General features: G+C 71.8%; 18 protein-coding genes and 2 pseudogenes. 9 read left to right on the top strand and 11 right to left on the bottom strand.

Translation table 11 applies throughout. The features are described 5' to 3' along the window. Nucleotides 1-14: 14 nt before the first annotated feature. The 7 genes and pseudogenes from ACS04_RS15600 to ACS04_RS15570 form a co-directional block, all read right to left on the bottom strand. Nucleotides 15-1,376: pseudogene (locus ACS04_RS15600) on the bottom strand (molybdopterin-dependent oxidoreductase). Between the two features lie 164 nt (nt 1,377-1,540). After that, nucleotides 1,541-1,885, bottom strand: coding sequence for a GNAT family N-acetyltransferase (locus ACS04_RS15595; RefSeq protein WP_048477203.1), 345 nt, complete (start codon nt 1,883-1,885; stop codon nt 1,541-1,543). A gap of 25 nt (nt 1,886-1,910) precedes the next feature. Continuing rightward, complete coding sequence (locus tag ACS04_RS15590) at nt 1,911-2,834, bottom strand: pirin family protein (RefSeq protein WP_167352588.1); 924 nt, start codon at nt 2,832-2,834, stop codon at nt 1,911-1,913. Between the two features lie 276 nt (nt 2,835-3,110). Next, the gene (locus tag ACS04_RS15585; protein WP_048477201.1) at nt 3,111-3,482 is read right to left on the bottom strand and encodes a DUF3618 domain-containing protein; all 372 of its coding nucleotides are present in this window, start codon (nt 3,480-3,482) and stop codon (nt 3,111-3,113) included. After that, nucleotides 3,479-3,892: a phage holin family protein gene (locus ACS04_RS15580; protein ID WP_048477274.1), complete on the bottom strand. Its 414-nt coding sequence runs from the start codon at nt 3,890-3,892 to the stop codon at nt 3,479-3,481. Before ACS04_RS15580 ends, ACS04_RS15585 begins: the two co-directional genes overlap by 4 nt. Before the next feature lie 327 nt (nt 3,893-4,219). Then, nucleotides 4,220-5,908 (bottom strand): PKD domain-containing protein, encoded by a 1,689-nt coding sequence (locus ACS04_RS35290; RefSeq protein ID WP_053080786.1) that lies wholly within the window; start codon nt 5,906-5,908, stop codon nt 4,220-4,222. 250 nt (nt 5,909-6,158) lie between these two features. Further along, on the bottom strand, nt 6,159-6,500 hold the full coding sequence (locus ACS04_RS15570; RefSeq protein ID WP_048477200.1) for a HopJ type III effector protein: 342 nt from the start codon (nt 6,498-6,500) through the stop codon (nt 6,159-6,161). Nucleotides 6,501-6,723: 223 nt separating this feature from the next. Here ACS04_RS15570 and ligA point away from each other — a divergent pair, with 223 nt between their 5' ends. Next, nucleotides 6,724-8,799, top strand: coding sequence for an NAD-dependent DNA ligase LigA (ligA, locus tag ACS04_RS15565; RefSeq protein WP_048477199.1), 2,076 nt, complete (start codon nt 6,724-6,726; stop codon nt 8,797-8,799). Between the two features lie 34 nt (nt 8,800-8,833). On the opposite strand, the gene ACS04_RS15560 is transcribed toward ligA, so the two are convergent. Both ACS04_RS15560 and ACS04_RS15555 read right to left on the bottom strand, forming a co-directional pair. Next, a complete protein-coding gene (locus ACS04_RS15560; protein WP_245236407.1) occupies nt 8,834-11,044 on the bottom strand; it encodes a PP2C family protein-serine/threonine phosphatase in 2,211 nt (736 codons plus the stop codon). A gap of 167 nt (nt 11,045-11,211) precedes the next feature. Further along, nucleotides 11,212-12,681 (bottom strand): cellulase family glycosylhydrolase, encoded by a 1,470-nt coding sequence (locus ACS04_RS15555; RefSeq protein ID WP_078864793.1) that lies wholly within the window; start codon nt 12,679-12,681, stop codon nt 11,212-11,214. Nucleotides 12,682-12,939: 258 nt separating this feature from the next. On the opposite strand from ACS04_RS15555, the gene ACS04_RS15550 reads away from it, so the two are divergent. The 6 genes and pseudogenes from ACS04_RS15550 to ACS04_RS36270 form a co-directional block, all read left to right on the top strand. Next, nucleotides 12,940-13,470, top strand: coding sequence for a GNAT family N-acetyltransferase (locus tag ACS04_RS15550; protein WP_048477198.1), 531 nt, complete (start codon nt 12,940-12,942; stop codon nt 13,468-13,470). A 199-nt stretch (nt 13,471-13,669) separates the two neighbouring features. Beyond that, nucleotides 13,670-15,169 (top strand): DHA2 family efflux MFS transporter permease subunit, encoded by a 1,500-nt coding sequence (locus tag ACS04_RS15545; protein WP_048477270.1) that lies wholly within the window; start codon nt 13,670-13,672, stop codon nt 15,167-15,169. Nucleotides 15,170-15,377: 208 nt separating this feature from the next. Continuing rightward, nucleotides 15,378-17,012, top strand: a complete 1,635-nt coding sequence (locus tag ACS04_RS15540; protein WP_048477197.1) for an MFS transporter — start codon at nt 15,378-15,380, stop codon at nt 17,010-17,012. Nucleotides 17,013-17,160: 148 nt separating this feature from the next. Continuing rightward, nucleotides 17,161-17,805: a GAP family protein gene (locus tag ACS04_RS15535; RefSeq protein WP_048477196.1), complete on the top strand. Its 645-nt coding sequence runs from the start codon at nt 17,161-17,163 to the stop codon at nt 17,803-17,805. A 48-nt stretch (nt 17,806-17,853) separates the two neighbouring features. Continuing rightward, on the top strand, nt 17,854-18,291 hold the full coding sequence (locus ACS04_RS15530; protein WP_048477195.1) for a thioredoxin domain-containing protein: 438 nt from the start codon (nt 17,854-17,856) through the stop codon (nt 18,289-18,291). A 216-nt stretch (nt 18,292-18,507) separates the two neighbouring features. Then, nucleotides 18,508-18,892: pseudogene (locus tag ACS04_RS36270) on the top strand (transposase); the annotation flags it as partial. Nucleotides 18,893-19,301: 409 nt separating this feature from the next. Here the strand turns inward: ACS04_RS36270 and ACS04_RS15525 are convergent. Beyond that, nucleotides 19,302-19,670 (bottom strand): PRC-barrel domain-containing protein, encoded by a 369-nt coding sequence (locus ACS04_RS15525; protein ID WP_048477194.1) that lies wholly within the window; start codon nt 19,668-19,670, stop codon nt 19,302-19,304. A 320-nt stretch (nt 19,671-19,990) separates the two neighbouring features. Here ACS04_RS15525 and ACS04_RS15520 point away from each other — a divergent pair, with 320 nt between their 5' ends. Next, complete coding sequence (locus ACS04_RS15520; RefSeq protein ID WP_048477193.1) at nt 19,991-20,431, top strand: hypothetical protein; 441 nt, start codon at nt 19,991-19,993, stop codon at nt 20,429-20,431. Nucleotides 20,432-20,462: 31 nt separating this feature from the next. Here ACS04_RS15520 and ACS04_RS15515 read toward each other — a convergent pair whose 3' ends face one another. Next, a complete protein-coding gene (locus ACS04_RS15515; RefSeq protein ID WP_158977288.1) occupies nt 20,463-21,050 on the bottom strand; it encodes a DUF2231 domain-containing protein in 588 nt (195 codons plus the stop codon). 230 nt (nt 21,051-21,280) lie between these two features. Here ACS04_RS15515 and ACS04_RS15510 point away from each other — a divergent pair, with 230 nt between their 5' ends. Then, nucleotides 21,281-21,598, top strand: coding sequence for a hypothetical protein (locus ACS04_RS15510; RefSeq protein WP_048477192.1), 318 nt, complete (start codon nt 21,281-21,283; stop codon nt 21,596-21,598). Nucleotides 21,599-21,827 lie beyond the last annotated feature (229 nt).

Here is a 21,827-nt window from a genome sequence, read left to right as displayed (position 1 = left end):
GCGGTCCGGTGGTCTCAGGGGACGGTGACGAAGACGCTGTGCCGGCCGCTCGCACCGTCGGGGATCGTCCGCGCGCGTTCCTCGGTCTGCACCGCCGCGGTGCCGTCGGTGGCGCGGTCGATCCGCGATTGCGTCTTGATCGGCGCCCGCGGCGCCCACTTCCGCTTGACCCGGTACGGGTCGTAGGCGTCGAACGTCGTCAGCTCGATCTCGGTGATCCACTTGCAGGCGGACACGTAGCCGTACAGGCCCGGTACGACCATCCGGACGGGGTAGCCGTGCGCGAAGGGCAGCGGCTCGCCGTTCATGCCGACGGCGAGCATCGCGTCGCGCCCGTCCATCACGTCCTCGACGGGGGATCCAAGGGTCATTCCGTCCACGGAGCGGGCCACCAACTGGTCGGCCCCGCCGCCCTTCGACGGCGCCCGGACACCGCATTCCGCGAGCAGGCCGGCCAGAGGGACCCCGAGCCGGCGGGCGGTTCCGACGTAGAAACCGCCCACCTCGTTGGACACGCACGTCAGGGTGATGTCACGCTCGATCAGCGGCCGGGCCAGCAGTTCCGCGAAGGTGTAACTGCGGGGCCGGGTGACGCCCTTCCCCCGGATCCGCAGCCGCCAGGCGCCGGCGTCGATCCCGGGTACGACGAGGGCGGTGTCGACCCGGTAGAAGTCCCGAGCGGGTGTGGTGAAGGAGCTGATGCCCGCGATACCCGGCCGCGCCGAAGCCGGGACGGCGGGCGCCGGTGAGGCGGGAGCGGGCAGCGCGAGGCTGTTGCGGGAGGCCGCGCCGCCCGGACAGAGCCCGACCGGCCACCCCGGCTCCGGTGGCGGCAGCGGCGGTCACGGCCGCCGTGGTGAGGAACCCCCGTCGACTCCAGCCGCTCCCGGTGCCCGTGTCACCCGAAGTGGAGCCGACGGAGGCGGCTTTGCCGGCCAGGCCGTACAGGACGGCCGCGGCCGCGAGGGCGCCCACGACGGAGGGGAGCGCGTCGCCGACGCCCGCGGAATCGGGCCTGCTCAGGGCCGCGGCCGCGCCGACGACCCCGAACACCAGGACCCCCGCCGCCCCCGCACGCCGGTACCGCAGCGACACGACTCCCAGGACGACCGCGAAGAGTGCCGGCAGGAGCAGGATCCCGCCCTGGAGGACGATCTTGTCGTTCTCCCCGAACGTGCGATCGCGAAGTCCTTCACCCCCGCGGGTGTCCGGTCGATGACCGCGCCGCCGACCACCGTCACCGGCCCGGCGGCCGGCCGCACCAGACCGGCGGTCAGCTCGGCGACGGCCAGCGCTGTGAAGCCGGCCAGAAGCCTGGCCGAGGCCCCACGGGCGGTACGGAGGAGGGTGGTGTGGATGCTGCTCACACCCGGCATTCGCCTCCGCGGGCCGAGCGGATTGGTCCCCCACCCGAACGGGTGGCAGCCGCCGTCGCGGCGCCGCCGGCCTGACCCTCGGACCCGTGGGCGGCTCCCCGCCGCCCACCGCCGCCCCCGCTCCTGATGGCCCTCCCCGCCTGAAGACGCGGCCCGGCGACCCCTCAGCGGCCCAGCCGGGAGTCGAGCCAGGTGAGGACCTCGGGGGTGACGGGGTCGGTGATGTCCGCGAACTCCCGGTGCTTGGTGAGGAACTTGGCCACGTACGGGCAGACGGGCACGATCCGCCGCCCGGAGGCGCGGACGTCCTCCAACGCCTGCTGGACGAGGACGGCGGCGAGCCCCTGGCCGGCGTAGGCGTCGTCGATCTCGGTGTGGAAGAAGACCCGCTGGTGGTCGCGGTCGCGGTAGGCGGTCAGGCCGGCGCGGCTGTCGTCGACGAGGATCTCGTAGCGGTGGCGGGCGTCGTTGTGGCGGACGACGGGGGCGGTGGTGGGGGACTCGCTCATGGCGGAGGTCCTTTCGGTACGGCGATCAGTGGCGGGACGGGTTCTTGCGGGGCGCGATGACGGCGTTGGGCAGCGCGGGGGCCGGGAGCCGGGGGCCGGGGTAGCCCTCGACGGTGCCGAAGCGGTCCGAGGCCCGTTCCCATTCCTCCCGCGCCCGGACGATGTCCTCGTGGCTGCGGCCCACGAAGTTCCACCACATCACGATCTCCTCCTCGAAGGGCGGGCCGCCCAGCAGGACCGTCCGGGCGGGCCGGTCGGACGCGTTGGTGAGGGTGAGGGCGCTGCGGCCCGGGGAGGCGTAGCCGAGTTCGGCGGGGCGCAGGAGGGCGCCGTCGAGACGGACCTCGCCCTGGTCGACGAGGAGCCCGTGCTCGAACTCCGGGTCCACGCCCAGGCCGACGGTGGCACCGGCGTCGATGAGGACCTCGGCGCCGAGGAGCGGGGTGAAAGTGCGCACCGGCGAGAGCGCGCCGGCGAGGGAGCCGAGGAAGACCCGCAGCTGCGCGCCGTCGATGTGGATCGGGTCGGGCGCGTAGTGCTGGAAGTCGCCCGGGACGTCGCGGTGTTCGCCGGGGAGGGCCACCCAGAGCTGGACGCCGTGCAGTACGGCCGTGCCGGGGGTGGAGACCTCCGTGTGGCTGATGCCGTGGCCACCGGTCATGAGGTTGAGTTCGCCCGGTCGCACGAGGGCGTGGCTGCCCAGGCTGTCGCGGTGCTCGATCTCCCCGCGGAACAGCCAGCTCACCGTCTGGAGGCCGGTGTGCGGGTGGGGTGCGACGTCCATGCCGCCGGAGTCGGCGACCCGGTCGGGGCCGTAGTGGTCGGCGAAGCACCAGGCTCCGATGAGCGTCCGGGACCGGTGCGGCAGTGTGCGCCGGACCGTCATCGCCCGTGGTCCGCCCAGTGGGACGTCCCGCCCGGTGAGGATCTGGACTTCCGCGGCAGCCATGTCCCGGCCCCTTCCCCCAGCTGGTTTCATATTCAACAACTAGGGTTGATCATACTCCCGGGCGCCGGTGAGGACATGGAGGCCGGTGAGGACATGGAGGCGGTGTGCGCCCTACTCGTGTCCATAAGCGAGCGGACGAGGGCGGGCCGGTCATGCCGGACCGCGTCCGGACAGACGACGACGGGCGCGCCCACCTGGGCGCGCCCGTCTCCGTGCCGTCAGCGTGCATCGCGGCGCCCGCGCCGACCCGTCACAGAGGAGCGGGTCGGTACGCGGTCACCGGCGGCGCCCCCGGCTGCGGCGGATCAGCAGGAGGACGACCGCGGCGGCTCCGACCAGCAGGAGCGGGGTGCGGTTGGCACGTGCGGCCGTCGCCGCCTGGTCCGCCTTCTCCAGGAGCGGGTCGGGGGTCTTGTCCTTCACCAGCTGGGCGGCGTCACCGGCCTTCTCGCGGATCTGGTCGGAGACCAGCGCCGCCTTCTCCTTCGCCTGCGCCTTGACGTCGGCCTTCGCGGCGAGGGCCTCGACGGTCTTGCCGAGCTCGTCGCGGGTCCGCTCGACCTGGTCGCGAAGTTCCGCGGAGCCGGGATCCCCGGGGGTGGGGGCGGGGGCGGGGGTGCCGATGTTGGTTCGGGCGTCGTCGTTCATCGGTGTGCCTTCTCCTTGATCTCGGCCAGGTCGGCCTTGACGCTGGCGATGGTCTGCTCGGGAGCCGGGGAACCGCCCCGGGCGATCTGCTTCTTTGCTGCGAGGGCGGTCCCGCCCGCCACCACCCCCAGTACGACGGTGATGATGAGGGCGGAGGCCCAGACCGGCAGAACGAGCGCGAGCGCGGCGATACAGGTTGCCGTCAGGGCCTGAAGCGCCAGAAGGCCGACCAGACCTGCGGCGCCGTAGAGGCCGCCGCCCTTGCCGTACCGCTTTCCCTTCTGCGTCATCTCCACCCGGGCCAGCTGTATCTCCTCGCGCACCAGCTCGGAAATCTGCTGCGAGGCGCGTGAAACCAGCACGCCCACCGAGTCGTCGGCGACGTGGGGCTGCCGTTCTGCCGTGGTCATGATGGGAACACCCTGCCCTTCTTCGATCTGTTCGAACGGGCGACACATCGGTCCGGCGTTCCGGGCAGCGCCGCTGGGTCCTGGGCGGGGCGCGGCGCGGCGCCGAGCCTGACCGAGGCGATGCCGTTCAGGGTTGCGACGCCCAGGTCGTCGTCACGAGGCGACTACCCCGCAACCGCGCCGTCACGCGCTCGGCCCGAAGTCGCCCGTGGGCGTACGAAAGGAAAGGGTGCCGGGGTCACGCCCCGTCCCGGCGGTGGCCGGGGCAACGGGCCCCGGCCGGGGTGGCGTGTTCGGGCGCGCGCCACCCCCCCCGGGGCTACTTCGCTACTTCGTCTGGTAAACACCGAAGACGTCGAGCACCAGGTCGGCGTCCTCGTGGCCCTGGTTCCAGAAGGTGATGACGCCGTGGTCGCCGTCGCTCGCCTGGACCAGGTTGGGGACGGTGTCCCCGGTCGTCCAGTTGAGGGTGGAGGAGACCGGGCGCGGTCCGGCCGGTGCGGCGGGCTCACCCGCCGCCGGCAGCGCGTACGGGCTCGGGGCGACCGAGAGGAATCCGGTGCCGCGGGTCTCGGTGACGGTGGCGTTCAGTACGTAGGCCTCGACCCCCGTCGCCGCCTCGGGCGTGAACCCCTGCGTGATGTACTCCCGGGCCCGGAACCTGCCGCCGGGCCACCCGTACGCCTCCTGGCGGGTGTCGAGCGTGCGGAAGGGGGCGAAGGGCAGGAAGGCGGCCTTGCTGTCCGGGCTGTAGTAGCCGACGACGTCGACGACCACGTGGGTCGGGGACCAGGCCCCGTTGAAGATCTTGATCGTGCCGTCCGCGGCCACCGGCACGATCACGGCGTTGGCCACGGTCTGTCCGGGTACGAAGTTCAGGTTCGACGCCGTCGGTACCGGCCCGGTGCCGGAGAAGGCCGTCATGTGGCCGGGCCCCTCGGGTTCGGTCACCGTCACGTTCAGCGCCACGGCCTTGATGTTCTGCGGCACCCCCTGCAACCCGCCGATCCGGGTGGTGAACGCGCTGCGGGCGGCGAGTTTTCCGCGGGCCGCGCCGACGCCCTCGCGGGTGTCGACGAACCGGGCGGGCGTCATCGAGGTGTAGCCGTTCGCCGAGGCCCGGGTGAAGTAGCCGGTGACGTCGGCGATCAGGTCGACCGGCTGCCAGCCGCCGTTGAACAGCTCCACGTACCCGTCCTCGCCGACGGGCACGATCACCATGTTCGGGACGGAGCGGCCGGCCGTGTAGTTCAGGTTCGAGGTGTTCGGGCGCTCGTGGCCGGCTCCGGGCCACACGGTCACGTGGCCGCTGTCGACGGTCTCCGTGACGGTGACGTTGAGGGCCACGGCGGTGACGCCCGCCGGGACGGAGGCGTTGCCGGCGACCTTGACGCGGGTGGAGCCCTGGCCGGGGACCTTCCCGAGCGCGGCTCCGGTTCCGTTGCGGGTGTCGAGGAGGCGGGTCGGGGCGTGCGGGGTGAAGTCGGCGCCGGGGGTGAGGAACGCCCCGCCGTTGGCGGCCTGGACGGCATTGACCGTGTCGGTCACCTTGACCTGCACCTGGTACTCGCCGGACTTGTCGTACGTGTGCGACAGGTGCAGTTCGTGGTTGCCCCGGGCGGTTGCCGTGTCGGTCTTCCCGTCGCCCCAGTCGATGACGATGTCGAGCGTGAAGTCGGCGCTCGTGATCAGGGCGGTGAGCTCGATGCCGTGCGCGGTGTAGCTGGTGCCGCTGACATCGACCGCGAGGGCCGGGTTGGCCCCCGCGTCGAGTGCGGCCTGCTCGGTCGCAGCGGCCGCGGCGGCGGTTTCGGCGTTCGCCATGGTCTTCCCCCCGGCCGCGGCGGCGGTGGGCAGGGTGGTGCGGACGGTGCGGTCCGCCGGGCTGTGGAAGCCCTCGGACGTGGACGCCTTGGCGATCGCCTCGGCCACGCCGGCCGCGGCAGGCACGGGATCCGCCGCCCGCGCGATGCCCGGGATGATGCCGAGACCGGCCGCCACGAAGGCAGCGGTCATTACGAGTCGGTGGTTGCGCACCGGCCCCCCCAGTTGTGGTGATGAGCGAAGAGGGGCAACCGTATGAAGGGTTCCGGCCAAGGGTCACGGGGTTGCGGCGCGATTCACTCCATAGGGGCCGATGCTTTACCGGCCGTACGGTTTGCGATCGACAGGAGGGCGTCTGCCGTTCCGTGCGGGCCGGCGGCCCACGCCGGGACCGTCTTGACGGACGGCAGCGTCCGCCGCACCGGGGCCCGGTCCACGCCGTTCAGGCCTTGGGGGCCAACGGCTGCCGGGCGAAGCTCACCCCTGCCAGACCATGGGCCATGAGGTTGCGGATGTTGCCGTGGTCCGTGTCGTTCGGCGTCGCCAGCACACTGCGGTAGTGCTCACCGAACGCCAGCAGCGCCTCTTGGTCGCTCAGCCCTTCCAGCAGCGCCAGTCCCAGCGTCTTGCAGGAACCCTCGTTCTCACCCGCGGCGTTTTCCAGTTCCCCGTTGCGGAACGCCTTCGGCTGATACTCGTAGTGCGCGGCGACGAACGCGAGGGTGTCGGCGAACTCGTGCTCGCCTGACACGAGGCTGGTCCGCAGCGAGTGGAGATCGGTCATGGTGGTTCCCCTGGGTTGAGCAGACGGTCCGGTTCCCGTCCGAGACCGGACGAAGATACCCGCTCACGGCCGGCCGGCGAGAACGGCGCCACATGTCGGGACGGCGGCATCACCGCAGGTCATGGGGTGCGGCTGGATGATCCACCGACGGCCCTTCCAAAGCTGGGCGAGCGGCCGGCGTGAGACGGGCCGGGCGGGGGCGTTGTCAGTGGGGGGCAGGATGATGACGTTCATGACCGAAAACAGCGCCCTGCCCTCTCCCCAGGCCTACGCGGAGGCCGTGACCACCGCCGTGGCGGCGTCGGCCGCGTACTACGGCGACGGGACCACGCCGCTCGGCGACGACGAGTACGACGAGTTGCTGCGCGCCATCGCGGCCTACGAGGAGACCCACCCGGACGAGGTGCTCGCGCAGTCGCCGACCGGGAAGGTGGCGGGCGGGGCGGTGCAGGGTGACGTGCCGCACTCGGTGCCGATGCTCTCCCTCGACAACGTCTTCGACGCCGATGGGCTCGCCGAATGGGCCGCGGGGCTGGAGCGGCGTCTCGGGCGCCCTGTGGCCGGGTGGTGCGTGGAGCCGAAGCTCGACGGCCTCGCGGTGGCCGCCCGCTACCGGGGCGGCCGGCTCGTCCAGGTGCTCACCCGCGGTGACGGCCTGGCCGGTGAGGACATCACCCACGCAGCCGCCGCCGTCCTCGGGCTGCCGCCGGTCCTCACGGAACCGATCGACGTCGAGTTGCGCGGCGAGGTGCTCCTGACGACATCGCAGTTCGAGGAGGCCAACCGGATCCGGCTCGCCCACGCGGCCACGCCCTTCGCGCACCCCCGCAGCGGAGCGGCCGGCACCCTGCGGGCCAAGGACCGCCCGTACCGCATCGAGTTGACCTTCTTCGCCTACGGCGCGATCGGCCTGGACGAGCTCGGCCACACCGCCCTGCTGGAGAAGCTGGCCGCGCTCGGCGCGAGCACTGCCGCCGGCACGGCCGCCGCCCCGATGTGGTGCGCGACCATGGAGCAGGTGCAGGAACGCATCGACGTGATCGCCGGCCTGCGCGCAGAGCTGCCGTTCGGCATCGACGGTGTCGTCGTCAAGGCCGACGCGGCCGAGGACCAGCTGCGGGCGGGCAACGGCTCGCGCGCCCCGAGGTGGGCGGTGGCCCGCAAGCTGTCGGCCGAGCACAAGGTGACGCGCCTGCTGGCGGTCGAGTGGAACGTCGGCCGGACCGGGATCATCGCCCCGCGCGCCGTTCTGGAGCCCGTGGTCATCGACGGGGTGACGGTCACCTACGCCACGCTCCACAATCCGTCCGACATCACCCGGCGCGGGCTCATGATCGGCGACCAGGTGTACGTGTACCGGGCCGGGGACGTCATCCCCAGGGTCGAGGCACCGCTGGTCGACCAGCGCACCGGCGCCGAGAGCCCGATCCCCCTCCCCGAGGCGTGCCCCCGCTGCGGCGACGCGATCGACGCCTCCGAGCAGCGGTGGCGGTGCGTGCGCGGCAGGAGTTGTCAGGCCGTGGCCTCGGTCATCTACGCGGCGGGGCGGGACCAGCTCGACATCGAAGGTCTCGGCGGCACGCGCGCGGTCCAGTTGGTGGAAGCCGGTCTGGTCAAGGACGTCGCCGACCTGTTCACCCTGACGCGCGAGCAGCTCCTCGGCCTGGAGCGGATGGGCGAGACCAGCGCCACCAACCTCCTGACCGCGATCGAGACCGCCCGCGGGGCCGCACTGAGCCGAGTGTTCTGCGCCCTCGGCGTCCGCGGCACCGGGCGCACGATGTCCCGCCGGATCGCCGCGCACTTCGGTTCGATGGCGGCGATCCGGGCCGCCGACGCGGACACCCTGGCCGAGGTCGACGGCATCGGCACCGAGAAGGCCCGCGTCATCGCTGCCGAGCTCCTCGAACTCGCCCCGCTCCTCGACAGACTCCAGGCCCAGCGGGTCGGTACGCAGGTCACCGAGCCGCAGAAGCCCGCGAGCGACACGAGCGACACGAGCGACGCGACCGACGGCGAGGGCACGGAGGGCGGCCCGCTGGCCGGACAGGCCGTCGTGGTGACCGGCTCCATGACCGGCCCGCTCGCGGTGCTGTCCCGCAACGAGATGAACGAACTCATCGAACGGGCCGGCGGAAAGGCATCCTCCTCCGTGTCCAAGCGCACGACCCTGTTGGTGGCGGGCGAGAAGGCCGGCTCCAAACGGGCCAAGGCCGAGGAACTGGGCATCCGCATCCTCGACCCCGAGGAATTCGCCGTCCTCGTCGCCGACCTCCTCCCCACCGACGGCGCTCTGTGAAGCACTCCGACCGGATGCGACCCTGACCGGCGACTCACCCGAGGTCTCGCCGCTCCTCCCGGGCGAAGCGCAGCAGGAGCAGCGCGATGTCGTCGGTACGGGGTGCTCGGCCGCGGGCTCGGTCCATGAGGTCGTCCGCCAGCGTGCCCACCGGATGGCGTTCGTGGGTCGCGGTGATGTGGTCGGCGACGGCCGCGATGCCCTTCTCCAGGTCCTCGCCGGGAACCTCGACGAGCCCGTCGGTGTACAAGGTGAGCAGGGTGCCCGGTTCGAAGGGGACCTCGACGGCCGTGTACGAGGCGTTCGGGTCGATGCCGAGGAGCAGCCCGGGCGGCAGGTGGAGCATCTTCGCCGGGCCGCCGGCGTGGCGCAGCAGCGGAGGCGGGTGGCCGGCCGTGGCCAGATGGGCGGTGCGGGCCGTGAGGTCGATGTGCGCGTACACGCAGCTGGTGAAGAGCCCGGGTTCCAGGTCGGTCAGGAGCCGGTTGGTCCGGGCGAGCACCTCCGCCGGGTGCTCGCCGGCGGAGGCGTGGACGGCTGTGCGGACCTGGCCCATGAGGGCGGCGGCGTTCACGTTGTGGCCCTGTACGTCGCCGACGGCGACCGCGACGGTGGTGTCGTCGATCCGGATGAGGTCGTAGAAGTCGCCGCCGATGTCGAACCCGTGCGCCGCCGGCAAATATCTGGCGGCCACGTCGAGGTGGGGTACGTCCGGCAGGGCGTGCGGCAGCAGGCCGGTCTGGAGACTGTGGGCGAGCTGGTGGGTGGCGTCGTACAGGCGGGCGCGGTCCAGGGCCTGGGCGATGAGCCCGGCGAGGGAGGTCAGGATCGCCCGTTCACCGGGGACGAACTCGTGGGGGCGCGCGTAGGCCAGGACCAGGGTGCCGATGGGCCGGCCGGACGCGATGAGGGGCAGGAAGGCCCACGCCGCCATCCCGTCCCCGATCACGACGGCCGGGAACGCGGCCGCGAGTTCGCCCGCGTCCGCGAAGAACAGCGGCTCGCCCGTGTGCAGCCCGTGGGTGGTGGCCGTGTGGACGCCGAGCGGGATGCCGTCGTACCGGGCCATCAGCTCGGCCGTGTACCCGCGGAAACCGACGATGCGCAGCCGCTGCTCCTCGGCCACCAGAAGGGCCATGGCCTGGGCGCCGAGCGCGGGGACGAGGAGGTCGGCGGCCTGGTCGACGACGTCCCGGGCGTGGACGGCCTCCGTCAGGGCGGCCGCCAGGTGCATCAGCTGATAGAGGGCGGTGGCCCGGCTGGGTGAGGGTTCCGCGGGGACGGCCGTGGGCTGGGCGGGCGGCGGTACGGGCCCGTCGGCGGGGACCGGCGTGATGCGCACGCTGATCCCGGTGTCGTCCGGGTAGAGGTCGAAGCGCAGGTAGCGGCCGATCGGGGGTGCGGCGGTGAAACTGCGCGGCAGCCGGCTGATCGCCGCGGCCCGGTAGTGGTCCTCGATGACGGGTGTGTCCATCCACGGCAGCGCCTGCCAGGGCAGGGCACCGCGGAGCCGGGAGACGGGTGCGCCGAGCAGGTCGGCCGCGTCGTCGGTGACGAAGGTGATCGTGCCGTTCAGATCGAGGGCGCAGCTGCCTCCGGGCAGCCGGCGGATGAAGGCCATGGCGGCGGCCGCCTCGGCCGGTCCCGGCGTGGGAGGGGGAGGCGGTCGCAGCATGACCGGCTGCGCGGGCGGCTGGACGGGGTGGCCGTCGGCGGCGGCCCGGCGCAGGTGGTTCGCGAGGAGGGCGCGGGCCGAGTCCACGGCCTCGCGTTCCCGGTCGGTCAGACAGGGCGCGTGGGAGCCGGGCCACAGGAGTACGAGACCGGCCCCGGTGGGCTCCGCCGCCTCGGGGGCGGGATCGGGTTCGAGCGGGGCGGCGGCGAGGGCGAAGTCGTACGGCAGGACGAGGCCGAGGCGCGGGTAGCGCCGGGCCGTCTCCTCCCGGCCGCCCAGCCAGACGAACCGCCCCTCGCGCACCGCGTCGGCCACCGGGATGGGATCGTCCATGACGACCCGGGACCAGGGCAGCGCGAACTCACGGGCCAGTCCGAGGGTCATCGCCAGGTGCAGGACGCGCCGGGCGGGGTCGGGGAGGTAGAGCATGCCGATGGACGCCCCCGCGGCCGCGACGGCCTTGACCAGGGCCTCGCCGAGTGCCCGCTGATCGGCCCCCTCGACGCCCTCGGCGGGCGCGGGCGGTTCGGACGGCTCGGACCCCTGGTCATGCCCTGGAACCTGCTGCACCCGTCCATGGTCCCCCCATACCCGCTGCCGCGTCGGCACCGGGCCCCCGGCGCGCCCGGCGAGCCCGGCCCGCCCGGTGCCCACGCGCGTCCGTCCGCGTGTACGGACGGCTACCGGGTGTCACGTCCGATGGAGAACGAGGTGCGGCCGTGTGGTCATAGGGGGTGCTACCTCGGGCTGATCGTGACCTCGTAGGTGGCTCCGGGCCTGCCGTGGGTGCTCACGGTGACGGTCTGGGCGTGGCCGTCCCACCTGGCCTTGCCGCCTCGGACCTCGACGCGGTAGCCGCCCGGGTACGTGTCCGCGGGCACGGTGATCTCGGTGGGGCCCTCGGCGTTGTCGCGGGTGCGGAAGGTGAGCGTGTAGGTGCGTGTGGCCGGGTCGTACGCGAAGGCCAGCGGGTCGCCCGCCACGGCCCGCGCGTACGGCTGGACGAGCAGCCGGGCGTTGGGTTTCACGGCGCCCGCCGCGTCGAGGAAGCAGTAGCCGCCGCCCCGGCACCACTGCCACCACGTCCAGCCGCTGGAGAAGCGGTCGAGGGCGGCCGTCATGTCGGTGACGAACCGGCCGGCGTGCGGAACGTACGGGTTGCCGCCCCATTCCCCGACCAGCACCGGCATGCGGTTGCGGGTCGGGTAGTCGCTGATCGCGGCCTCGTAGGCAGGGATGAACGTGCCGTCGGGGTCGTAGTCGGCGCCGGTTTCCATCGCCGTCTCGTAGAAGTGCGGCGCGTAGCCGGCGTGCGGGTCGTCGATGTGGCCCATACGGGTGGGTACGCCGAGGCCGACGATGACGGTGGGTTCCACGAACACCCACGACGTCCGGTCGACCAACCGGACCGCACCGGCGAGGCGGTTCCACAGGTCGGTGAGCTCGGTTGCCTCGAAGCGGGCCGCGGCGGCGGGTAGGTCCTCGCCCTCGAGGAACTTCGCGAACGGCTCGTTCATCAGGTCGTAGCCGAGCAGCGCGGGGTGCTTGCCCAGGGCGGCGGCGACCGTCATCCACATGCGGGCGTGCGCGGCGCGAAGATCGGCGTCTTTGTACAGGTGGTCGAAGGCGGTCTGTACGGAGGGCTCGAAGTACTCGGAGAACCAGTCGTCGGGTATCGGTGTGAACGGCAACCCCTCGTCGCGCGTGGCCCAGTCGGGGACGCCGCGAGAGCCGAAGTGGGGCCCGTACACGTCCTGGTGGGCGTCGAGGACGACCTTGACGTGGTACCGGTCGGCCCAGTCGAGGATGCGTCGCATCTTGGAGAGGTAGCCGCGGTCGTAGTGCCCGGGGCTGGGTTCGAGGTCGTCCCAGAAGAACGCGAGGCGGGCGAGGTTGAAGCCCCGGGCGGCCATCCCTTCGAGGTCGCTCTCGTGGATGTCGGCGAACGCGTCGGTGCCCCGGTTGGTCTTGTCGGCGAGGTTGAAGCCGCGCCACTGGAGCGCGCGGCCCCGGCCGTCGGCGATGAAGGTACGGTCGCCGACCGTCACCCGGTCGGGGGCGCGTCCGGGACGGGCCTGAGCCGGAGCGGGGAGGAAGCCGAGCAGGAGGGCGGCCAAGGCCGCGGCGAGGGCGATACGGGTGCCGGGGGCCGGGCGGGCGCCGGGGGCGATACGGGTGCCGGGGGCGACGCGGGAGGTCAAGCGCATGCGGGAGAGACCCCTTCGAGGGTGGCAGCTCGGGCAGCGTGCTGCGGGCCCCGGATGTTACTGGCGAGTGCGTGAACTTCCCAGCCCTGGAGGGGAGTTGTCCCGACCCGCTGCGGCCGGTGCGAGCGGTCCGGGGCGAGCGACCGGTCTTTACGGCGCCCGAGGTACGGCTGCCGTCCGTACCGACGTCAGCCGGTGGCGGTGCTCGGTCGGGATATTCGCTGGTCGCCACTTGTCGGTGGTGGTCATACTGCGGCAATGGATCCAGTGACGCTCGAGACCGACCGTCTGCTGCTGCGGGCCTTCACGCCTGCCGATGTGGACGCGGTGTACGAAGCCTGCCAGGACGAGGACATCCAGCTCTACACCCCTGTACCGGTGCCGTACCGGCGTGCGGACGCGGAGAAGCTCGTCGGCGAGACACTGCCCGCCCAGTGGGCCGAGGACAAGGACTACACCCTCGGTGCGTTCCGCAAGGACACCGGTGCCCTGGTCGGCTCGTACTGCCTGACCCTCATCAGTCGCGGCGTCTGGGAGCTCGGCTACTGGGCGGTCAAGGAGCAGCGCGGACGCTCGTACTCGGTGGAGGCCGCTCGGGCCCTGTGCGACTGGGGCTGGGCCACGCTCGACGTGCACCGCATCGAGTGGTGGGCCATGGCCGGGAACACCGGCTCGCGTGCCGTCGCCGAGAAGCTCGGCTTCACCGTCGAAGGGACACTGCGCAACCGCAGCATCGCCAACGACGGCAAGCCGCACGACTGGTGGGTGGGCGGACTGCTGAGGCCCTGACTGACACGGCATGGACGCGCTGTCGCGGACTGCCGGCCGGCTCCGGAATCCACCCCCCTGCCCGTCCTGGATCGGCAAAATCAGGTGTGCTCGGGCAGCGGCGCCGACAGGATCGGGGAAGACCGATGAGTTCTTCCCGGCGCCGCAGTCTGTCATGTGACCGCCACGCGCGGAGGACACTCACATGACGGAAGGCATCATGTCCGCACCACACGAAACGCCCAGCCCACCGCCCGCCCGCGTCACCGCCGTGCTGCGGATCCTCGTGCTGTCCACGTTCGTCGTCCTCCTCAACGAGACGATCATGGTCAACGCGATCCCGCGACTCATGCGTGATTTCGAGGTCACCGCGGCAGCCGCCGGGTGGCTGTCCACGGCCTTCATGCTCACCATGGCCATCGTCATCCCGGTGACGGGGTGGTTCCTCCAGCGCGTGACGACCCGTACCGCCTTCGGGCTCGCCATGGCACTGTTCCTCGCCGGTACGACTCTGGCCGCGGCCGCGCCCGCCTTCCCCGTACTGCTGGCCGCCCGTGTCATCCAGGCCAGTGGCACCGCCGTGATGATGCCGTTGCTCATGACGACGCTGATGACCCTCGTGCCCCCGCACGAACGCGGCCGGGTCATGGGCAACGTCACCCTCGTCATCTCCGTCGCCCCCGCCTTCGGCCCCGCCGTCTCCGGTGTGCTGCTGCAGCTCGGCTCATGGCGCCTGCTGTTCCTGGCCGTGATTCCCATCGCCGGAGCCATGGCCATATTCGGTCGGCGCGAACTGGTGAACATCGGAGCGCCCCGGGCCGTCCCGATCGACTGGATGTCCGTCCCCCTGGCGGCAGCGGGCTTCGGCGCCCTGGTGTACGGCCTGAGCGGGCTCGGCGCCGAGAACGCGGGCCAGGCCCCCGTGCCTCCGCTGGCCATCACCCTGGTCGGCGCGGTGCTCGTAGGCCTGTTCGTATGGCGACAGCTGGCACTGCAGCGCTCGTCCGCCCCGCTGCTGGACCTGCGTGCCCTGACCTTTCGTCACTTCTCGGTGTCGCTCGGTTTGATGTGCCTGTCGTTCATGGCCCTCATGGGTGCGTTCATCCTGCTGCCGATCTATCTTCAGGAGGTCTGCGGCCTGACCTCACTGCAGACTGGGCTGCTCCTCATCCCCGGCGGCCTCACCATGGGCCTGCTCGGACCCCAGGTCGGCAAGCTCTACGACCGGCTCGGCGCGCCCCGCCTGGTCGTACCCGGAGCCGCACTCACGGCGCTCTGCCTCGCGCTGTTCACCTTCACCGGCGAACACACCTCGCCGTGGCTGGTCCTGACCCTTCACGTGGCCCTGAGTGCGGGCATGGCGTTCGTCTTCACCCCCGTCTTCACCTCGGGCCTGTCCGTACTGCCGCCGCACCTCTACCCCCACGGCTCGGCGATCCTGGGCTCCCTCCAGCAGGTGGCGGCCGCCGCCGGTACCGCCCTGGTCATCAGTGTCATGTCGGGACACGCCGCCACGGCGGCAGCGGACGGCGCGGACACCACCGCGGCCCTCGCCACGGGCGTCCGGTGGGGATTCGGCGTCGGCGCGGTGCTCGGCGCCCTGGCGGTGCTGGTCGCGTTGCTGATCCGTACCCCGCCCGCCTCGCGGCAGCCCGGTGCGTCGGGGGCCCAGGACGAAGACGGCACGACGACGAACAAGGCGGTCCACACCCCCACCTGACGCAAGGGCGAACGCTGGTGGGGGAGGGGCGGCAGGCGGCAGGCGGCTGACGTGCGGCGCGGAGGCTGCCGGTCCACGGACCGCGGTCCGGGAGGCCACCACGTCCCCGCCGGCGACGGTGGGCGTGTCATCCGCGTGGGGCGACGCGCGGCACGGCACGGTGGACCAGGCCTGACTCTGGCCGGCCCCAACCCGTCCCGGAGGTTCCATGTCGAAGAGCGGCGCGCCCCGCACCGATGCTCAGCCCGAGGCCCCGGCGCGCGCGCCGCTCGTTCTGGCCTCCCTGATCGTCGTCGCCGCGGTGGCCAACTTGAACCTGTCGGTGGCCAACGTGGCACTGCCCGCGATCGGCAGGGCCTTCGACTCCTCCCAGACCGCGCTGAACCTGATCGCCGTGGGGTACTCGCTCGGCCTGGCAGCATCCGTGCTCTACCTGGGCGCGGTGGGCGACCGTCACGGGCGCAAGCTGCTGCTCCTCCTCGGCATCGCCCTGTCCGTCCCCGCCTGCCTGCTCGCCGCGTACGCCCCGACCGACACCGTCCTCGCTGGGGCCCGGATCCTCGGCGGGCTCTCCGCCGGCATGGCCTACCCCACCACCCTGGCGCTGATCACGGCCCTGTGGTCGGGGGCGGGACGGACGAAGTCGATCGCGCTGTGGTCGGCCCTGGGCGGAGGCATCTCCATGCTGGGGCCGGTGATCGCGGGCGCGCTGCTCGAACGCTTCTACTGGGGGTCGGTGTTCCTCGTCACCCTGCCCCTCGCCGTGGTCGCGCTGGTCATGGCCCTGCTCTTCGTCCCCGCGCACGCCAACGAATCGGCCGAACCGGTGGACGACCTCGGCGGCATCCTGTCCGTCCTGCTGATCGCGGGACTGGTGCTGGCGATCAACTTCGCCGTCGTCCCCGGCGAGGGGTCACTGGTCCTCGGCCTCGTCGTGATCGCCCTGGCTGCCGGAGCGGGGTTCGTCTGGCGTCAGCGCCGGGCTCCCAACCCCTTGTACGACCTCCACATCGCCGGCCGGCGCACCTTCTGGGTCGCCGCATGCGCGGGAATCATCGTGTTCGGCTCCATGATGGGGTCGGCGTTCGTCAGCCAGCAGTACCTGCAGAACGTGCTCGGGTACAACCCCGTCGAAGCCGGCGCCGCCATCCTCCCCCTCGCCGTGATGATGGTGCTCGTGGCACCGAGGTCCGCGAAGCTGGTCGAGACGCGGGGCGCCCGCGCGACCCTGCTGACCGGTTACGCGTTCCTCTTCCTCGCCTTCGCCTGGATGCTGCTGTTCTGGGGCGAGGACAGCAGCTACTGGCAGATCGGCCTCGCCTACGTGTTCATCGGCATCGGTTCCGGCTTCGCCGGGACGCCCGCATCCCACTCGCTGACGGGATCGGTGCCCGTGCGACGGGCCGGCATGGCCTCGGGCACCGCCGACCTGCAACGGGACCTCGGTGGGGCCGTCATGCAGTCCGTCATGGGCGTGCTCCTCACCGCCGGATACGCCTCGGCCTTCAGCGCGGCGATCGCTGCATCCGCCGAGAGCAAGGAGGTGTCGGACCAGGTCCAGAGCGAGCTGACGAAGTCATTCGCCTCCGCCGGGCAGGTCGCCCAGCAGCACCCCCAGTACGCCGACCAGATCGTCGCGGCCGCACGGCAGTCGTTCCTCCACGGCGACGACTGGGCGTACACCGTCGGCCTGGCCGCCATCGCCCTGGGTGCGCTGCTGGTCTTCTTCATGTTCCCGCACCGGGACGCCGAGCGGGAACTCCTCCGGCGGTACTACGCCGAGGACTCGGCCTCCGCCGTCACCGGACTCCCGGGCGGAGGTCCGAAGGGACCGGATGGATGAGGACGAAGACCCGGGCGTGGCCTGCTTGACCAGCCGGGCCGCCACCGGCAGAGTCGGGGCACCACCACCCCACCACAGCGACCCTGTTGACCGCTCCCGCCCATTCCCACGTGGCAGACGGCCCCGACGTTCAGGAGCGGGTGATTCCATGGTCCTCGACCTGGTGGTGATCGGTACGGCCGTCACCCTGGGACCCCTGCACAACAGCGCCTTCATCCTGCTCCTCTCCTCGCGGCGAGGCGTCCGCCAGGGCCTGGCGTTCATGCTGTCGTGGCTGGCGAACCTGATCACGGTCATCGTCTGCGTGATGCTGCTGACCGGCGGACAGCCCCCGGCCCGTCACAGCGCGCCCTCGACCGCCGCGATCGCCGCGAAACTCGCCATCGGCGTGGTTCTGGTGCTGTACGGCGTCCACCGGCACCGCCGCCCACCCCGTCCGGGCGGCCCACCTCGGTGGGCCGCCCGGAGCGACAACGCCTCCCCGGCCACCGCAGCCGGCCTGGCGTGGCTGCTGCAGCCCTGGGCACTGGTCGGCGCCGGCGCCGCGACCGCCATCGACGCGGACCTGTCCACTCCCACCGATTGGCTCGCCCTCACCGGCTACTGCCTGCTCGCCACGCTCAGCCTCATCGTCATGGAGACGTACGCGCTCCGCGCCCCCGCGGCGGCCGACGCCCGGCTGAACGCCCTGCGGAGCTGGCTGGAGCGGCACCAGGAGCAGCTGGTCGTCACGCTCTCCCTGCTCGCCGGCCTGTGGCTGACGGCCCGCAGCATCTACGCACTGGTCGCCTGACCGCCGACGGCCGGGCCCCTCAGCGGTGGCCCGATAACCTGCGTCATCATGATGCGCGCCTGGACATTGCCGACGTTGCTTTCGGTCTGCGGCTCACTTGCCGTGGCCGCTCTGTTCGCCCGAGGGGCCCCGGCCGCTGCCACTGCGCTCCTGCTGGTGTTCGTCCTGCTCGCGGCACTGCTCTCGCCGCTGGCGTTCCCGCGCTCGCTCGGCGCGGTGGAGGCGCAACGCCGCAGCGAAGCTGACGGCCGACCGATCGTCTACTGGCGGGCGGGCTGCAAGTACTGCCTGCGTCTGCGTGTCCGGTTGGGCCGCGACGCGCGCCGACTGCACTGGGTCGACATCTGGAGCGACCCGGCGGGGGCGGTCACGGTGAGGGCGGCAAACGGTGGCGACGAGACCGTGCCGACCGTCGTCGTCGCAGGCCGGCCGCACGTCAACCCCGATCCCGAATGGCTGCGCCGACAGCTGACTCCACCCACATGATCCATGGATGCCGGCCGGAGCGGCCCACGCCGTGAGGCCGCGGGATCCGGTGCACGCTCCGCGGATGCCCGTTGGCCCCGTGTCGGCCGTTCCCGAGTGGGCACACGCAGTGGCATGACTCTGATGCTGCTGTTCCTGCTGCCTCTCGGACTGGCCCTCGTGCTGCTGACGACCAGCGAACACCACAGGCACGGAAGGCACCGCCACACCCGCTGACCGGCCCCCGGCCCCCGGACCGTCAGACCTTCTGCGTGCCCTGTGCCTGACCGGGTCGCGCTGAGCGCCATCCTCTACGTCTTGCGCACGGGAGTGGCCTGGCGCGAGGTGTCCATCCAGCTTGCGGGTTGCTCGGGCGTGACCGCCTGGCGTCGTCTGAGGGACTGGACCGAGGCTGACCTCTGGCCCCGCCTGCACGCAGCACTTCTCTGGACTCGGGCGCACCCGATGGGTCGTAGAGCGGACTTTCGCGTGGCTCCACTAGTTCATACGACTTCGCACCCGATACGAGCAGCGCGCCCACCTTCATCACGGTCTGCTCGAACTCGCCTGCAGCATCATCTGCCACCGGCGGCTCCGGCACGCAGTCACAGCCCGGCAGTAAGCTCCCGGCGCATGACCTACCCCCCATCCGACACGCCCGCGACACGTTGCCGCGAGCCCCTCCCTGAGCCCAAGACTGGGGAGAGGGACGACAACATGCTGATCGAGAGGCTGCGGGCTCGCGCGTGGGCCCCGGGTCGGCGCTCCGACGCGGCAGACGCGCCCATCTCATTCTGAAACGATCAGTTGGCCCGCGGAGCGGTTCAGCCGCCAGACCGCTTCGATGCCGGTGTCCGATGAATGCCTGGCCCAGCACGGCTGCCGTCGCATTGCGGGGATGCACGGCCGATGGTGGCGGGGGCCAGCCAGTGCCCCGTGCGCCGGCCCTGAGGGTACGGTTCCCCGGCAGACGACGTAGGTGCCCACACCCGCCCGGGTGTGGGCACCTACGTCGTCGTACGGGAAGGCGATCAGGCGGGTCGGCCGCCGAAGGGGGCGCCGGTGCCGTAGTACGTACCCAGCTCCTCCCGGTAGCCGGCGTCACCGAGGTGCTTGTCCCGGTGGAACTCGGGCGCGTTCTTCACCTGTTCCTTGGTGTTGGCGACGAAGATCTGTCGCTCCTCCGGGTCGATCCTGATGACCGTGCTCGCCGGCAGCAGGACCTCCTTGCCGAAGATCCATACACCGGTGTCCACGACCAGGTAGGCGTCACCGACCTCGTCGGAGTGCTTGTCGACCTTGCCGATGCTGCCGTCGGTCGCCTCGACCTTGTAGCCGGTCAGATCGGTACCGGCCAGGTGGCCTGCGGTCGGCTGGTAGCTCCACACATTCTCAGTCACGCGAAAAACAACTCCTCCGGTCAACGGGGGACGGCGAAAGGACGAACTCTCCACCGGTCTCCCTGTTCCGTACGTCGTGTTCGGCGGTAGTGCTGCGTTCCGCCCAGACTCCGCCTTCCCCGCCTTTGCGAGTTCACGCACCCCGATCGAAATGCCGGTCCGGGGCGGCCATCGACCACTGGCGGTGGGAGGGGTGCCCGGCCGCCACCGTGCAGTGTCTGAACTGCACTTCGTCCTACAGCACCAGTCGGCAAAAAGACCTTCCGCCGGTTGGCCCAATCCCCGGACAAGTGAAGCGCTTTACGGGAAGAACGTCCTCCATGGACAGCAATAACGAGATGGATCCGGCACACCAGGTTCCGGACGGCGTCGACGAGAAGACGGTGCGTGCTCTGGGCGCGCTTTCCAAGGCGTTGGAAACCACGGAGCGGGCCCGGGGGCACCTCTACGGGTTCCACCAGTTGACCGGGACGGCGGATTTCGAGCTCGACGACGCGGTCAAGCTCCTGCGCGAGGCGGGGCACGAGGAACAGGCCGACCGAGTGAAGCGTGAGATCGTGGGCCGCAACGTCATTCCGGGCCACTGGACGTTCCAGATCATCGAGGCCTACAACTCCACCTACTACCAGCCCTTCAGCGCACTGGAACGGGACATCGTCGACGAGGTGGCCGGCGGGCGGGACCACCTCCTGGAGGCCCGCCTCAAAACGATGCGCCGCACCCACGACCATCCCGACCACACCGCAACGCCCTCCTCCTGACGGAATACGCGCCGCGGCGGGCGCGGGGTACTCAGGCAGCGGGGTGCGCTCCGACGCTCTGCCGGTAGGCCACGTGCCCGCCCAGCGCACCGCTCACGGCGACGGCAGCCATCCCGCCCAGGGCCCACAACCGGCCCTTCGCCGGGCGGCCGCGGAGCCGCGCGACCAGCGATGCGGCGTAGCAGCCCACCGCGGCGAAGTTGGAGGCCGCGTGGACCAGGCCGACCCGGGCCTGCTCGGGCGGCAGGTCCGCCCAGTCCACCCACCCGGCGACCGCGGCCGGTCCGACACCGGCCAGTCCGACAGCGGTGAGGGTGGTCGTCGCGTGGTGTGTCCCGGGTACGACATCGAGTACCGAGGCCGACAGCCAGCACCCGATGGGCACCTGCACGAGCACGGGATGCACAGGGTGCCCCAACGGCCTGCCGCGCAGCAGATCCCGCACGGTGCCCAGGGGGAGTGAGCGGATCGCCCGCTGCAGCGCTCCGATGGCGGGATCGGCCACTGTGGTCCGTTCGAGCCGGTCCAAGGACTTCAGCCAGCATGTCGAGGCAGCGTCGAGAACCGTGGTCGGCCCGGACGTCGGTGAGGTGTCGAAGGTGCGTGAGCGTGAGTTCATACCCCACACGTACCCGCTGTTCTGCCGCCATCCCGGCCCGGCCGTGCCTTTACCCGAACGGCAGGCCCTCCGAATGGGGGAGCGGCGACCTCCCTCACCGTCCCGACCGGCTGGTCCCCTGGCCTGTTCCCCTGCCGACCCGCACAGAGCTCCCGCGCGTCGGGGGTGTTGAGGCGATGACAGGGTAAGCGCGCCTCGACCACGACACGCACAAGGAGAACACCGCTGTCATGATGCATCAGACCGCCGAGAAGGCCTCCCTGATCGCCGATCAGATCCGCGACAAGGCGGCGCGCGCCGCCCACCTGGTACGGGACAGGACCCCCGAGCCGCTGCTGGAGAAGACCGCGCAGGCCGCCGCGCACGCATGGGACAGCGCGGCCCGCGCCGGGCGGTACGCGGCGGACAAGTCCCCTGACCCGCTGCTGGAGAAGACGGGTCGGGCAGCGAGGGTCGCACGCGTCAACCGGACGCCGCTCCTGGCGGCCGCCGCTGTGATCGCCGGGCTGGTGGTGGTGGTCCGCCGCCGCCGTGGAGGTCGCCGGTGACGTAGGGGAGCAGGTCGAGGTGCAGGTACGGGGGGGGCGGGCGGCGAGGTGATCATCCCGCCGCCCGCCGGCCGTAGAGCCGCAGCTTTGCGCAGAGACGTGCGCCCGGGCGGCCGCCGAGCTCCACCGCGACCGATCGCCTCGCCGACCGCGCCGCCATCGAAGAACGGCGCCGCGGCTCGGTCAGGCCGACCACCTGTTCCACGAAAGTCCGACGCGGGCATCGGGG

Source organism: Streptomyces roseus (assembly GCF_001044425.1).
In the GTDB taxonomy this organism is placed as follows: domain Bacteria; phylum Actinomycetota; class Actinomycetes; order Streptomycetales; family Streptomycetaceae; genus Streptomyces; species Streptomyces roseus.
Note: the sequence above shows the minus strand (reverse complement) of the source record. Positions and strands in the feature narration are given on the sequence as shown.

What these genes read in the sequence shown, in the direction of transcription:
- ACS04_RS15540 (WP_048477197.1), top strand. Translation starts at nt 15,378, where the DNA reads ATGTCGAAGAGCGGCGCGCCCCGCACCGATGCTCAGCCCGAGGCCCCG.
- ligA (WP_048477199.1), top strand. Translation starts at nt 6,724, where the DNA reads ATGACGTTCATGACCGAAAACAGCGCCCTGCCCTCTCCCCAGGCCTAC.
- ACS04_RS15595 (WP_048477203.1), bottom strand. Translation starts at nt 1,885, where the DNA reads ATGAGCGAGTCCCCCACCACCGCCCCCGTCGTCCGCCACAACGACGCC.
- ACS04_RS15550 (WP_048477198.1), top strand. Translation starts at nt 12,940, where the DNA reads ATGGATCCAGTGACGCTCGAGACCGACCGTCTGCTGCTGCGGGCCTTC.
- ACS04_RS15570 (WP_048477200.1), bottom strand. Translation starts at nt 6,500, where the DNA reads ATGACCGATCTCCACTCGCTGCGGACCAGCCTCGTGTCAGGCGAGCAC.
- ACS04_RS35290 (WP_053080786.1), bottom strand. Translation starts at nt 5,908, where the DNA reads ATGACCGCTGCCTTCGTGGCGGCCGGTCTCGGCATCATCCCGGGCATC.
- ACS04_RS15555 (WP_078864793.1), bottom strand. Translation starts at nt 12,681, where the DNA reads ATGCGCTTGACCTCCCGCGTCGCCCCCGGCACCCGTATCGCCCCCGGC.
- ACS04_RS15590 (WP_167352588.1), bottom strand. Translation starts at nt 2,834, where the DNA reads ATGGCTGCCGCGGAAGTCCAGATCCTCACCGGGCGGGACGTCCCACTG.
- ACS04_RS15520 (WP_048477193.1), top strand. Translation starts at nt 19,991, where the DNA reads ATGGACAGCAATAACGAGATGGATCCGGCACACCAGGTTCCGGACGGC.
- ACS04_RS15580 (WP_048477274.1), bottom strand. Translation starts at nt 3,892, where the DNA reads ATGACCACGGCAGAACGGCAGCCCCACGTCGCCGACGACTCGGTGGGC.
- ACS04_RS15545 (WP_048477270.1), top strand. Translation starts at nt 13,670, where the DNA reads ATGTCCGCACCACACGAAACGCCCAGCCCACCGCCCGCCCGCGTCACC.
- ACS04_RS15585 (WP_048477201.1), bottom strand. Translation starts at nt 3,482, where the DNA reads ATGAACGACGACGCCCGAACCAACATCGGCACCCCCGCCCCCGCCCCC.
- ACS04_RS15530 (WP_048477195.1), top strand. Translation starts at nt 17,854, where the DNA reads ATGATGCGCGCCTGGACATTGCCGACGTTGCTTTCGGTCTGCGGCTCA.
- ACS04_RS15535 (WP_048477196.1), top strand. Translation starts at nt 17,161, where the DNA reads ATGGTCCTCGACCTGGTGGTGATCGGTACGGCCGTCACCCTGGGACCC.
- ACS04_RS15510 (WP_048477192.1), top strand. Translation starts at nt 21,281, where the DNA reads ATGATGCATCAGACCGCCGAGAAGGCCTCCCTGATCGCCGATCAGATC.
- ACS04_RS15515 (WP_158977288.1), bottom strand. Translation starts at nt 21,050, where the DNA reads ATGAACTCACGCTCACGCACCTTCGACACCTCACCGACGTCCGGGCCG.